The sequence below is a fragment of the Legionella tucsonensis genome, assembly GCF_001468035.1.
Classification (GTDB): Bacteria; Pseudomonadota; Gammaproteobacteria; order Legionellales; family Legionellaceae; genus Legionella; species Legionella tucsonensis.
In genome coordinates this window covers 2,140,824-2,154,645 of sequence record NZ_LNZA01000001.1, presented here as the reverse complement: position 1 = coordinate 2,154,645, position 13,822 = coordinate 2,140,824, and the positions used below count along the sequence as shown (strand labels likewise).

Genomic DNA, 13,822 nt, shown 5'->3' with positions numbered 1-13,822 from the left:
ACATTCTCAATTAATAAATAATCTAAGCTAAAAGCCATTTGGTAAAATTTTTCCCTTCAGTTGGATGCTCCTTCCCTAAATCCACATTCGCTTTAAGAAAACCAAGAACACTTCCGCAATCATAGCGCTGCCCCTCATAGGGAAATGCTAAAATAGTTTCTTCTTTTACCAACCCATTAATTGCATCAGTTAATTGAATTTCTTTATGGTTTTCATGAGGTAATTTCCTGATTTGTGCAAAAATACTTGGGGTTAGGATATAACGTCCCACAATTGCAATATTTGAAGCAGCATTATGAGGTTTAGGTTTCTCCACCAAATGATGTATGCTCAAAAGGTTTTTATCCCAGGGCGCGCCTTGAATAATTCCATAACACTCAGTGAGTTCTTGAGGAATATTTTCTACTGCTACAATGCTATGACCGTATTGCTCATACATTTGGATTAATTGTTGGATAACTGGTGTTGTACTTGTCATTAAGTCATCAGCAAGTATTACAGCAAATGGTTCATTGCAAATGATTTGTTCCACACATAAAACTGCATGTCCTAGACCAAGAGGTTTGGCCTGACGAACATAAAAACACTCCATATCAGCAGGCGTTACCGATTGCACTACAGCTAAAAGTTCATTTTTATCATGAATGCTAAGTTCACTCTCGAGTTGGTAGGCATGATCAAAATGATCTTCAATAGCACGTTTATTGTGGCAAGTCACAAAAATCATTTGGCGTATGCCAGCAGCATAGGCTTCTTCAACTGCGTATTGAATTAAAGGTTTATTTACTACAGTTAACATTTCTTTGGGTGCTGCTTTTGTTGCAGGTAAAAACCGTGTCCCAAGGCCGGCAACAGGAAACACTGCTTTACGTATCGGTGGGAATGGTTCATTCACTGTTAATCTATCCATTTAGTAACAATTAATGTATTGTACAGTTTCTTAAGTATGCACTTAAAAATTTTTGATTTATATAGTTTTTATCAAATTTTTGAAAAGGTTAGGGTAAGTTTCAGTAAGGCTATTATGTATTCTTTAAACTGGTCATATGTGAATGGGCTGCCAAAGTCTACTGCTCGTTTTAAATGCAGCCCAGAAGATTTTCAGGTGAATGAATTTTTTGATAGTCCATTTTCCGGAGAGGGAGAACATATTGTCCTTAGAATAGAAAAAACTGGAGTTACTACAGAAGAAGTGGTTAAGTCTTTAGCAAAATTGCTGAATAAATCTATAAAATCAATTGGTTATGCTGGATTAAAGGATAGACAGGCACGGGCTACTCAATGGCTGAGCATTCATACTCCTGGTGAACAGATTCCGGGGGTTGCACAACTTACGGCGCCCGGTTGGCGCGTTTTGGAATGGTCGCGTCATTATAAGAAATTAAGGCCAGGATTTTTAACTGGTAATCAATTTATTGTATCTTTGCGCGAAATCTCCCATAAAGAAGATTTGCTGGAGCGCATCGAACGCATTAAAAAATATGGTGTTCCTAATTATTTTGGAGAGCAACGATTTGGTCGCAATGCAGGTAATTTACTGAAAGCCGAAAAAATGCTCGTTCAAGGACATAGAGTAAAAGATAGATTCCTACGGGGTATTTATTGTTCTGCGGCACGTTCATGGATTTACAATCTAATTTTATCTCGTCGTGTTATGGAGCAATGCTGGAATTCACCTCTATCTGGCGATGTGATGCAGCTTAAAGGATCAAACAGTATTTTTTCTATTGATCACATTGATCATGAATTACTTCAAAGAATTAGAGATAAAGATATTTCTCCTGCAAGTCCCTTACCTGGAAAAAGCAAGCACAAAATCAAAGACGAAGCATTACAATTGGTTAATGAAATTTATCACGATTGGCAGCCATGGTTGGCAGGTCTGGAGCATTATGGTTTAGAGGAGGATTGGCGTGCTAATATCTTGCATGCAGAACAATTTAACTGTGTTATTAAGAATAATCTGGCTGAGTTATCTTTTAGCCTGCCTGCAGGGGCTTATGCAACTGCGATATTACGTGAGTTAAGTCTTTATCAGAATGGATGATCGACGAATTAATTTTTCACAATAGGAGTTAACTTTAATCATTCCGTCTTCTACATATCAACTATACTTCTTTTAACAGAATGATAGATGAGATGTTTCAATGAGCAGAATAGAATCATTAAAAACAGCAATAAAGCAAAGGAATTTGGCTCAATTTGAAAAGTTACTTTCAAGCCTAGATGAGGAAGATTTTTTAGCATCAGATGAAGAAGGTAATACGCTGGCACATCTAGCTGTAATATATGATCAGCCTGACATTTTAGACGTACTTATCAAAAAAGGAGAGGAACTTGGCAATCCTATTTTCCAAGTCTCCAATGACAATGGATATACTCCTTTAGAATGTTGTTATTTATATTCGTCATCAAAGACAATGCCGTTATTACAATCTAAGTCTAAATTGAGTCCTATATGTAATCAGGTTCTCTTGGGACAGCATAGCAAATTGGAAGCTTTATCTTCAATGAGCTTCCGCCGAGAAGGGATTGGTAAGGTTGCATTATTTGCTAGTGCCTTAGGTGATGTCAAAGCGCTGACAATTCTTTTAAAAATCGCAAGAGATAAAGAAAGTTTGCTTCACCATAAAGCTAAAAATGGATGGTCTGGTGTACATTTCGCCGCATACAATAATCAATTGGAAGCACTTAAATTCTTTCCTGAGGAGTTCGCCGCAGAGGTAACAGACAATCAAGGTAATACTCCGCTAATGGTTGCGGCTGGGAGAGGAAATTTAAAAATTATTGAGTATTTACTTGAAAAAGGTTGTGATCTGCATCGAAAAAATAATATTGGAGAAAATGCAGCTACTCTTGCGGCTGGAAATGGACAATTAGAAATACTCGAGTTTTTGGATAATGCGGGAGCTGATCTGATGGTTGTTAATGACAAGGACGAAAATGCATTGATGTCGGCTGCTCGAAATGGACACTTGGTGTGTGTTTCTTATTTGTTGGGGCGCAGTGTTTCGGTAGACCTGAAAAATAATCAGGGAAAAACAGCTTTTCAACTTGCTTTTGAAGCAAATCAACTTGAGATTGCTAATCTGCTTGTAACTAAAAGTACTTCCACAGAAAAGGATCAGGCTTTATTTGATGCGGTAAAAAGAGGGGATTTGGATGGGTTACGATGGTTAGTCAAACATGGCGCTTCTTTATCGGCAACAAATGAGTCCCAAATGACTCCAATACTATTAGCTGCAAGTTTAGGTAATATAAAATTAATCGATTACTTGCTGAGTATTGATGAGCCTTCTCTTATTCATGATAAGGATAGTGAAGGGGATAACTTATTGTTTGTTGCAATAAAAACACAACAACCTTTACTTGTGAAACACGTAATTGATAGGGGCTATTTTTCAGTAGAAGATAGAAGTGATAAAGGAAGAACCCCTTTATTAGCTGCTGCTGAAGTTAACTCTGGTGGGCTTGTTGAGTTCTTCCACCAAAAAGGCAGTTCATTGGAAGAACAAGATAATGAGGGAAACACTGCTTATCATTTGTTGCTCGCCAAGGGAAATTTTGGAAATGCTATGAACTATATTCATGCTCATAGTCCTGCATTACTCTTGAAAAAAAATAATAAAGGGGAATCTCCCTTACATACAGTAATTAGGCATAAACAAACAGATGAAATAGAGAAAGTACTGGCTTTAGTTGCTTCAGATCCAAAGACAAAAGCTGAATTAATGGAAGCGCGAGATGAACAGGGAAATACACCTTTACTGGAAGCTGTTGCGTATCAACATAGTGAGGCAATGCCTATACTTTTGGCCGCAGGAGCAGATGTTTTAGCCAAAAACGATAAAGCTCAATCGGTCATTACAATCGCGCCATTGAATAGGGTTCCTCAGGAAGCACTTAAACATTTTTTTGAGTCGTATCATATTGATTATAAAGAATATTATTGTCGACGAAGGCTTTACTTCATCTTTGGTGGAGAAAAGTTGAACGAGGTTCTTCAATTTCCTAATGCAGATGTTAAATACGGTTCGGGTTTATTCGATGAAGGGATTGAGGTTCTTAATTCTTATTTAAAGTCTTTTATTCGAGACAAACACCCGGAATATTCCACACAGTTTGAACACTTAACAAGAGCATTAGATAAACTTCAATCTGACTCCACGGTTGAGAATATCTTAAGTCACTTAGATAGAGAGGGGATGGCTTTTCAGGCAACTGGGTTTACTGGTCATGGTGTTCTTGCCACGTTAAAAGATTTGCCAGATGGAAATATGAAGCTCTCACTTGCTGAGCGAGGTGCTCGGGTAGGTGGAGCTCCTTTTTTAAATGATGAAAAGAAGAAATTTGCAGCGATCCGCTCAATTATTGTTCCAAAGGAAAAACGTCAGGAAGTGATTCAGCTTTTATATCAAGCTAAAAATGAACATCAAGCAAAAGGAGTGAGTATCTTATTTAACCAAATACCTGAAGTTGTGGGTGAGCCCTATCAGTTTTCTTCCATTTACCAGAAAAAATTCATGGATATTTGTTTTTACAGTAATCCCAAAACTGGTTTGTATGAACAATTTATTGAGATTCTTGGACCAGAGAATGGAAAGAATTTTTACAAGGAATTTGAACTCTATATGCGCGAACAGGAGCTGGATCGATATAAAGAATTCTGTAAGTTAGCTCATCCAGACGAAAACTTACAAGAAAATCCAATTATTGCTAAAGCACAGGAACTTATTGATAAAAGACATGAAACACTTGCACCTACTACTCAAAAATTCTATACCTAGAATTTTTTTCAATTAGAAACGAGTTCTAAAATAGGATGAGTTGAAGCATAACTAACTGGATAAAATTGATCTTTTTATCAAAGCACGCTATGTTTAAATGGGTAAGTCCATACACAGCTTGTAAGAGTATACTATGAAGAATCAGATATCAGATTCACATGGACTGAAATCTCTTGGGCTTCAGGATGATTTGCTCATGCTGAGCTGGATATATTTAACTCAGTTAACGTATGTAGATATTTCAAAACAAGAAATTATTAAAGAGATAATTGAGCGTTGGAAAATATTGAAAGAGCTGAGTAAAATTGGCTCAAAAAGATAAATAGGACAAGAGAATGCCAGTAATTGCGTTACAAGGAATCCGTGGAGGGATAGGTGTAACCTCTATTGCTGCGGGTCTATGTTGGGCTTTACAGCAATTGAATGAATCAGTATTGGTTATTGATTTTACAGCGGATAACTTATTGCGCTTGCATTTTAATATGCCGTTTGAAAAAGCAGAGGGTTGGGCGCGCTCCTATCATGACAAGGGTGACTGGAGAGAAAGCATTCACACTTACAACAAGCGCTTGAGTTACTTACCTTTCGGGAAAATAACCCAAGCTGAGTGTATTAATTTGAAAAATGAATTCCAGAAAAATCCTGATTTCTGGAAAAAAAATATAGATGACTTAGTCACAAAAAAAAATTATCGTTGGATTTTACTTGATCTGGCATCTGATACCACCTTATTGACTCAACAGGGATTAGATAGAGCAGACGTCGTATTCTTATTGTTAACCCCGGACATCAACTGCCACATTCGTTTGCATCAGCAAAAAATTCCAGCGTGTTATTTTTTAATGAATCATTATTCTGCAGCCAAGTCATTGCAAAAAGATTTATATGAGTTATGGCAGCAGTTGTTAGCAAATTTTTTATTACCCATAGTACTTCATAGTGATGAGGCACTTGCAGAGGCGCTCGCAGATAAAAAACCTATAGGCGAATATCACGCGCATAGTTTAATAGCTCAAGATATAAATGCCTTAGCCGATTGGTGCATGAATAATGATTTTGGAAATAAAAAATGAGTAATGTCATGTACTGCCTCTTGTCGGATAGGGCATATAAAAAAGTTGAAAAGATTTATCGACATTTCCTTCATCATCAAGCATCGATTTTTACTACGACTTGTATTATTTTATTCCAAATAATTGCTTGGACATTTTTACGATTAGAATCACACCGTTGGCAATGGGTACGCGAAAATCATCACGCTTTGTTTCCGCATATTTCAAGAAAAAATCCTCGTCCGGGAGATATGTTTCGATACTTAATTCAAGGCCTATGGCTTATTTTGTTTTATATAGAACAAAAAAGAAGAACCAATTACGGTTTTTTGCAAAGAGGTCTTAATTATTATTACTCATGGATAGAAAAACTCCCGGAAAAGATTGAAGGCAATAAAGTAACAAAACAAACTTCAAAACATTTTAAACAAATAAATAGCATTGTACGCCGTATTCTAATTATCACATTAAGCATTTTTTCAGCTATATTGTTATTGATTTGTATTACCCAGCCATTTCAACCCATAGCACAATTTATTTTTGTAGTCCTGCTATGGGGAATGGCTATGAGTATTCGTAAAGCTCCCGGGCATGTAAGTACTATTATGCTGGTTGTTCTTTCTGTGATTGTTTCATGTCGATATTTATGGTGGAGGTACGCATATACTTTAGTGTGGGATGATGCAGTAAGTGCTGTATTTGGAAGCCTTCTTATCTTTGCTGAGACCTACATTTGGCTGGTTATGATATTAGGATACTTTCAAAGTATCTGGCCCTTACATCGTAAACCAATGCCGCTGCCGGCGGATCATACTACTTGGCCTACTGTAGATATTATGATCACCACTTATAATGAAGCTCTAAGTATATTAAAACCTGGGGTATATTCAGCTTTGGGTTTGGATTGGCCTAAAGAAAAGCTTAATATATATATTCTTGATGATGGCAACCGTCCTGAATTTAAAGCATTTGCTGATGAAGTAGGGGTACACTATATAGCACGCCCTACCCATGAATATGCAAAAGCAGGTAATATTAATTATGCTTTGGAACGTTCACATGGTGAGCTGGTAGCAGTTTTTGATTGCGACTACGTTATTACCCATCCTTTTTTGCAATTAACCGTAGGCTGGTTTTTAAAAGACTCTAATCTCGCAATTTTACAAACGCCACATCATTTTTTCTCACCAGATCCTTTTGAACGCAATTTGAAATCGTTTCGAAAAACACCCAATGAAAGCGCCTTATTTTATGGTGTGGTACAGGATGGAAATGATACATGGAATGCAACTTACTTTTGTGGATCGAGCGGGATTATGCGCCGCTCTGCCTTGGAAAAAATTGGTGGTCTGGCAGTAGAAAGCGTTACCGAGGACGCACATACATCATTGCGACTTCAACGTCTTGGTTATAATTCTGCTTACATTCGAATTCCATTAGCAGCCGGTTTAGCAACTGAAAGTCTTGCAAGTCATGTATCCCAACGTATTCGTTGGGCACGTGGCATGGTACAGATTTTACGTATGGATAATCCCTTGTTCGGTAAAGGGTTAGCCTTTGGACAACGTCTTTGTTATTTTAATGCTATGTTGCATTTTCTTTCTGGAATTCCTCGCTTGATTTTTTTCATTACTCCTGCAGCATTTTTAGTTTTGAATGCCTATGTAGTCTATGCTTCTGGGGTGATGATATTACTTTATGCTATACCTCATATTGTTCATGCAGTTTTGACTAATAATCAGATTCAAGGAAGATTTCGCCATTTTTTATGGAATGAAATCTATGAAACAGTAATGGCCTGGTATATTGCGGTGCCTACAACTATGGCATTAATTAACCCACGCAAGGGAAGATTTAACGTCACACCTAAAGGGGACCTTATTGCAGAAGAGCACGTAGACTGGATAACTGCTCGACCTTATGTAGTGTTACTATGTGTTAATATTGCGGGCTTAATCGCAGCAGGATTTCGTTTGACTGTGGATCCAGCCGCAACAATTATAGCGGTTCTTATTACTGCAACCTGGTCTTTATATAATATAACTATTCTTGGAGGTGCGTTGGGAGTAAGTATCGAAGCAAGACAAAGACGTAGGGCACCTCGTGTGGCTTTTATTATGCCGGCAGCAATTATGCGATCTGACGGTCATGTACATCAATGTATTCTTAGGGATTATTCTGATAGAGGAGTAGGGATACAAATGGAGGAGCAAGACTTGCTGCGCATAGGAGAAGAGATAACTCTTCTCCTCAAACGCGGGCGAGACGAATTTGCTTTCCAAGGAACTATTGCCTATGTGTTTAATCGCAATGCGGGTATTCACTTACACGAATTGTCTCTGAGACAAAATATTGATTTTATTCAGTGTACCTTTGCACGAGCAGACGTTTGGTCATTATGGCAAGAAGAATTTAGTCAGGATAAACCCTTGAAAAGTATGCGTGATGTATTTGCTCTGGATTTGCGTGGCTATTACGATATCATAGAACATACACCGCGTAAAATTCGTAAGTTACTTATAAGTCTTACCAATGCAATTATTTGGATGGGGACATTTTTTCCACATCAACCTAGACTAAAGAGCAATCTCTAGGCTGGATTACCGAAGTTGAAATAAAATTTAAAAACTAATGGATGAGATAATGATAAGAAAAATAATTTGGATTACATTACTGGCTTTTGGATTCCATTTGCACGCTGTTTCTGCTGCTACAACAAATCCCGGCCAGACTGCAAAATCTATATTATCTGTCCCAGCCAACGTTCCAACACGAAAAGTTAAGTTATATTTTAATAATTTAAATCAGCAGCAAGGTAATTTTACTTTAGGTAACTTCACTACAGGAAGAAATATCGAGTTTACTATGCGTAAAGATGAATTGATATTTCAAGCAGTATTACATTTGCAATTTATTCCTTCACCAGCACTTATTCCTTTACTTTCGCAACTTAAAATTTATCTAAATGACGAATTGGTCGATGTGATCGCAATCAGTGCTGAACAATTAGGTAAATTGAGTTCCATAGATATACCTATCGATCCTCGTTTTATCAATGATTTTAATCGCCTTCGTCTTGAGTTTATCGGTCATTATGAAGCGATTTGTGAAAATCCAGCTCACAGTTCAATATGGATGGATATTGACAAGAACAGCTATCTTGAGTTGAATTTTCAAACCTTGCTTTTGAAAAATGATCTCTCAAATTTTCCAATGCCTTTTTTTGACCCACTGGATAACAATCAGTTAAATTTACCCATTATATTTTCTGGACAACCTGATTTGGCGCAACAACGTGCTGCAGCAATTCTGGCGTCATGGTTTGGAAGTAAGGCTCTATGGCGTGGATCAACTTTCCCTGTTTTGTTTAACCAGGTCCCTACAAGAAATGCCATAGTATTTGCAACGAATGCACAAAGGCCTGATTTCATGAAAAATTATAAAGCTGTGACAGCCCCTACAGTCGAAATGATAAGTCATCCAAATAATCCTTATATTAAATTACTGTTGATTTTGGGGCGTGATAATAAGGATTTAGTAACTGCTGTTCAGGGAATAGCACAAGGTAGTGTCCTTTTTCGAGGACCAAGCGTTATTATTAATAATGTAAAAATGTTAGAATCTCGCAAGCCTTATGATGCGCCAAACTGGACCCCTACCGATAAGCCAGTGGCTTTTACAAAATTAAAAGAATTTGACGAGCAACTACAAACAAAAGGGTTTACTCCTTATCCCATCTCACTTAGATTTAATTTACCACCTGATTTGTTTGTACACCAAGGCAGGGGTATTGATTTACGTTTAAAGTATCGTTACTCATTGCCGCCGGCATCAAGTATGTCGCAGCTGCATATTAGCCTGAATAATTCTTTTGTAAAAAGTTATGTTCTGGAGCCTAAGAGAGAGAAATCCTTTGCAGGAAATATGGCAGTAACAAGCAAAGAACTCTATATTCCAACAAAATTAGGGGCACATAATCAATTTACTTTTGATTTTGCATACGGAGCACAAGTTGCAGGAGGAATAAAAAATGAACAATGCATTACTTATCAGGTAATTAATAATTTAGGAGTCATTGATGAAGCTTCAACATTAAATCTCTCCAATTATTATCATTATATTGCAATGCCCGATTTAAATGCATTCATGAGCTCGGGTTTTCCTTTTAGTATTTTTGCTGATCTGTCACAAACGGTGGTTTATATTGATCCACAATCAAAACCTGAAACAGTGACTTCGTTACTTAATGTTGCGGGTAACATTGGCGCAGCAACCGGTTATCCTGTTTTAGCTATGACTTTGACAGATAATTGGTCTCAAATTAAAAATAAAGATGTTGATCTTTTGATTATTGGCACGTTACCTAAAGACCTTCGTGATAATGATGATCTTAATTTACTAATTAATAAAACCCAAGATTGGGTTAAAAAGCCTTTAAATAGAAATGCAATGCCAGATACGCATCGAGTGACTCCGTTCAGTGCAGCTGAAAGTAAAACTACTGTCACAACAATGGGTTCTGTAGCAGCTATTCTCGGTATTCAATCACCATATTACAAAAAACGTAGCATTATTGCTTTATTAGCAGAAAGTCAGCAAGGTTTTGATCTACTCAATAGGGCATTAACTAATAATAAAAATGTTGACAAATTTTTTGGTTCTCTAGCGGTAATCCGTGACTCTGGAATTAACAGTTTTCGGGTAGGTGATAAGTACTATTTAGGATATTTGCCATTTTGGGAACGCTTTTGGTACTCGTTGAAAGAATACCCAATTAGTCTGGCGCTCTTGGCTCTTTTGGCTGCAGTCCTAATTACATTCTTGGTATGGAAGGGCTTGTCATTACTCATTAAACAACGTTTAAAAGGTACACAACAGGATAAGACGTGATTTTTAAATTAAAAAATAAGAAATGCTTATTAATTATAATCCTATTTATTTTGGGTATTAGTCATGTCATGGCAAGTACTCAATGGCCAATTTGGGAGAAATTTAAGCGGTACTACATCAGTAGGGATGGACGAGTCATTGATCCACAACTTCCAGAAAGAAAGACTACTTCTGAAGGACAAAGCTATGGATTATTCTTTGCTTTAGTTGCTCATGATCAGCCTATGTTTGATAAATTATTACGCTGGACTGAAAATAATCTTGCCGCAGGTGATTTGGGAACGCACTTACCTGCATGGGAATGGGGACAAAATTCCCAAAAAAAATGGACTGTTTTAGACAGTAACTCTGCTGCTGATTCTGACTTATGGATTGCTTATGATTTACTAGAAGCAGGACGCTTATGGAACAATAAGCGCTATGACTCTCTTGGTAAAAAGCTTCTTCAAAGCATTCTGAAGGAAGAAGTAGTTCAAATTCCGGGATTTGGACTTATGTTACTTCCAGGAAAATTCGGGTTTAATTTTAAAAACTATTGGCGTCTTAATCCCAGTTATTTACCTCCTCAGTTATTTGCTCGATTTGCTCAATTCAACAATCAATGGAATATTCTTGAGCGAAATAGCAGACGTTTGTTACTAGAAACCTCTCCCAAAGGATTTGCACCGGATTGGGTTATTTGGAAGAAGAATCGTGGCTGGCAACCTGATCTAAAATATCCTAATTTAGGTAGTTATAATGCTATTCGTGTTTATCTTTGGGTAGGAATGTTAGCTCAGGATGCAACCCAATCGGCAGAATTGATAAAACATTTTTTACCTATTATTGGACTGACGCAAAAGTTGGGGACTCCGCCAGAAAAAATTAATATTTTGACTGGTAAAACACAAGGCAAAGGCTCTATTGGTTTTGCCGCTGCACTATTACCATTATTAGCAAATAATCCGTCAGAGCTTGCGGTGCAAAGACAGCGTATTGATGCTGAAGAACTTACTGCAGATAGTTATTACAGCTCCGTACTAAGACTTTTTGGTCAAGGTTGGGATCAAAATCGTTATCGTTTTAATGCCCAAGGTGAATTGATATTACCTTAAGGAATTGATGTCCATAATGAGCCAATTTATGTTGACCCACACCGGGTACTGCAAGTAACTGTTCTAAATTTTGAGGTTTTACTTCAGCCATTGCATGTAAGGTTGCGTCGCTGAAAATCATAAAGGGTGGTTTGTTTTCTTCATCTGCCAGCTCACGTCTTAATGCACGGAGTAATTCGAATAACGGAGTGTTTGTCGTTTCAATTGAGTGTCGTTCTTTGGTTTTCTTTTTACTCCGCTTAAGATCATAACTGGGTAAAGTAAGCGAGATTTTTTCTTCACCTTTGAGTAAAGGAATGGCTTTGGGTGTTAATTTAAGAACATTAAAGTGATTTATGTTCTGCACACAATACTCTTTATGAATGAGTTGCCAGGCTAAGTGCTTCCAATAGTGGGCAGATTTGTCTTTACCAATACCAAAGGTACTTAGTTGTTCATGACCGTATTGTTTTATTTTATCTGAATAACTGCCTCGCAATACGTCTATGGTATGCGTTAAACCATAATTTTGTCGCAATCGATAAACACAGGATAAGAATTTTTGCGCATCTTCTGTTGCATCAGCGGTTATTGGTGGATTTTCGCACACATCACAATATTGACATTCCGTATCACAAATTTCATCAAAATAGCGTAATAAAATTTGGCGACGACAATAGGCTGCTTCAGCAAAAGCAAGCATGTGGTTGAGCTTATTGGTTTCAACCCGTCTTTGCTCATCGAGCGGGTTATTAATGATCCAGGAACGTAGTCTTGTGCTATCCGCTGCATCATAGAGTAAAAGCGCTTGGGCGGGCAATCCATCACGTCCAGCACGCCCTGTTTCTTGGTAGTAGCCTTCAATATTTTTAGGTAAATCATGATGAACAACAAAACGAACATTGGGTTTATCAATTCCCATCCCAAAAGCAATCGTGGCAACAACAATATCAATGCGATCATGCCTGAATAATGTTTGGACTTCTCGGCGTTCTTTATGGGGAAGTCCAGCATGATAGGCTCGAGCTTTGAAACCGATTTCGTGCAGTTTTTTGGCAAGCTTTTCTACACTAGTGCGAGTGCCACAATAAATAATCCCTGATTGTTGTTCTACTGTTTGCAAAAATTGATTCAATTGTTTTACCGCATTGGTTTTAGGGACTACTTTATAATGGATGTTGGGTCTATTGAATGAGGCAATGTATTTTTTTGGCGAATAATTTAATTTATCAACAATGTCTTGGCGTGTTTGTTTGTCAGCAGTTGCAGTTAAAGCAATAATGGGGGTATCAGGGAAATGGTTTTTTAAAATACCTAAAGCAGAATATTCGGGGCGAAAATCGTGCCCCCATTGAGAGATGCAATGGGCTTCATCAATGGCAAAAAGTGCTATATGGCATTCTTTTAAGCGATCCAGGAATGAGGTGCTAATCAGACGTTCAGGAGCGATATACAGTAAATCCAATTCATCATGATGTAATTGCATTAATACGTTTTTTGCCTCTTCACTGGTTAAAGAGGAGTTATAATATGCAGCACGAATTCCTTGTAATTTGAGTGCAGCCACCTGGTCTTCCATTAAAGCAATCAATGGAGAAACAACGATGCCTATTCCTGGTCTTACTATGGCAGGTATTTGATAACATAGAGATTTTCCACCTCCAGTTGGCATTAAAACAAGAACGTCATATCCGGAAATAACATCATGAATGATGTCTTCCTGTGGTGTTCTAAACGAGTCAAAACCAAAATATTCTTTGAGTACGGCAAGTGAGTTATTACGAATTACAGGTGCTGCAAGAGTTTCCATGTGATTATTCTTATTCTTAATTCTTTTCACGAGCAGGAAACTTGCAATCATATCATTATCCTTAAAAAAGCAGTAGCCTTCATTATGAGCGACCTATTGCACTGCATTTTAAAGAATTTTTTGATTTTTTTGACTCACCCTAGTTATGACTATGCCTTTGTCAAAAAAATCAAAAAATTCTAGATGCAGACGCTAGTCATTCTCACTACG

9 protein-coding genes are annotated in these 13,822 nt (G+C 37.4%); 7 read left to right on the top strand and 2 right to left on the bottom strand.

Annotation, left to right across the window (positions count from 1 at the left end; translation table 11 throughout):
- Positions 1 to 22 precede the first annotated feature (22 nt).
- Positions 23 to 910, bottom strand: coding sequence for a UTP--glucose-1-phosphate uridylyltransferase GalU (gene galU, locus Ltuc_RS09505; protein WP_238584101.1), 888 nt, complete (start codon positions 908 to 910; stop codon positions 23 to 25).
- A gap of 114 nt (positions 911 to 1,024) precedes the next feature.
- Here galU and truD point away from each other — a divergent pair, with 114 nt between their 5' ends.
- The 7 genes from truD (at position 1,025) to bcsZ (ending at position 11,823) form a co-directional block, all read left to right on the top strand.
- Positions 1,025 to 2,047: a tRNA pseudouridine(13) synthase TruD gene (gene truD, locus Ltuc_RS09500; RefSeq protein ID WP_058521658.1), complete on the top strand. Its 1,023-nt coding sequence runs from the start codon at positions 1,025 to 1,027 to the stop codon at positions 2,045 to 2,047.
- Between the two features lie 100 nt (positions 2,048 to 2,147).
- On the top strand, positions 2,148 to 4,787 hold the full coding sequence (locus tag Ltuc_RS09495) for an ankyrin repeat domain-containing protein (RefSeq protein WP_058521026.1): 2,640 nt from the start codon (positions 2,148 to 2,150) through the stop codon (positions 4,785 to 4,787).
- 133 nt (positions 4,788 to 4,920) lie between these two features.
- Entirely contained in the window at positions 4,921 to 5,109 is a 189-nt protein-coding gene (locus tag Ltuc_RS09490) for a cellulose biosynthesis BcsR family protein (RefSeq protein ID WP_058521025.1), read from the top strand.
- Positions 5,110 to 5,122: 13 nt separating this feature from the next.
- Positions 5,123 to 5,860: a cellulose biosynthesis protein BcsQ gene (bcsQ, locus tag Ltuc_RS09485; RefSeq protein ID WP_058521024.1), complete on the top strand. Its 738-nt coding sequence runs from the start codon at positions 5,123 to 5,125 to the stop codon at positions 5,858 to 5,860.
- Positions 5,857 to 8,433, top strand: a complete 2,577-nt coding sequence (gene bcsA, locus Ltuc_RS09480; RefSeq protein WP_058521023.1) for a UDP-forming cellulose synthase catalytic subunit — start codon at positions 5,857 to 5,859, stop codon at positions 8,431 to 8,433. Before bcsQ ends, bcsA begins: the two co-directional genes overlap by 4 nt.
- A gap of 49 nt (positions 8,434 to 8,482) precedes the next feature.
- Positions 8,483 to 10,729, top strand: coding sequence for a cellulose biosynthesis cyclic di-GMP-binding regulatory protein BcsB (gene bcsB / locus Ltuc_RS09475; RefSeq protein WP_058521022.1), 2,247 nt, complete (start codon positions 8,483 to 8,485; stop codon positions 10,727 to 10,729).
- Positions 10,726 to 11,823: a cellulose synthase complex periplasmic endoglucanase BcsZ gene (gene bcsZ, locus Ltuc_RS09470; RefSeq protein ID WP_238584100.1), complete on the top strand. Its 1,098-nt coding sequence runs from the start codon at positions 10,726 to 10,728 to the stop codon at positions 11,821 to 11,823. Before bcsB ends, bcsZ begins: the two co-directional genes overlap by 4 nt.
- On the opposite strand, the gene recQ is transcribed toward bcsZ, so the two are convergent.
- On the bottom strand, positions 11,792 to 13,612 hold the full coding sequence (gene recQ, locus Ltuc_RS09465) for a DNA helicase RecQ (protein ID WP_058521656.1): 1,821 nt from the start codon (positions 13,610 to 13,612) through the stop codon (positions 11,792 to 11,794). The two genes, bcsZ and recQ, sit on opposite strands and share 32 nt — an antisense overlap.
- Positions 13,613 to 13,822 lie beyond the last annotated feature (210 nt).

Excerpts from the sequence above, each read along its gene's own strand:
- galU (WP_238584101.1), bottom strand. The coding sequence starts at position 910 with ATGGATAGATTAACAGTGAATGAACCATTCCCACCGATACGTAAAGCA.
- truD (WP_058521658.1), top strand. The coding sequence starts at position 1,025 with ATGTATTCTTTAAACTGGTCATATGTGAATGGGCTGCCAAAGTCTACT.
- Ltuc_RS09495 (WP_058521026.1), top strand. The coding sequence starts at position 2,148 with ATGAGCAGAATAGAATCATTAAAAACAGCAATAAAGCAAAGGAATTTG.
- Ltuc_RS09490 (WP_058521025.1), top strand. The coding sequence starts at position 4,921 with ATGAAGAATCAGATATCAGATTCACATGGACTGAAATCTCTTGGGCTT.
- bcsQ (WP_058521024.1), top strand. The coding sequence starts at position 5,123 with ATGCCAGTAATTGCGTTACAAGGAATCCGTGGAGGGATAGGTGTAACC.
- bcsA (WP_058521023.1), top strand. The coding sequence starts at position 5,857 with ATGAGTAATGTCATGTACTGCCTCTTGTCGGATAGGGCATATAAAAAA.
- bcsB (WP_058521022.1), top strand. The coding sequence starts at position 8,483 with ATGATAAGAAAAATAATTTGGATTACATTACTGGCTTTTGGATTCCAT.
- recQ (WP_058521656.1), bottom strand. The coding sequence starts at position 13,612 with ATGGAAACTCTTGCAGCACCTGTAATTCGTAATAACTCACTTGCCGTA.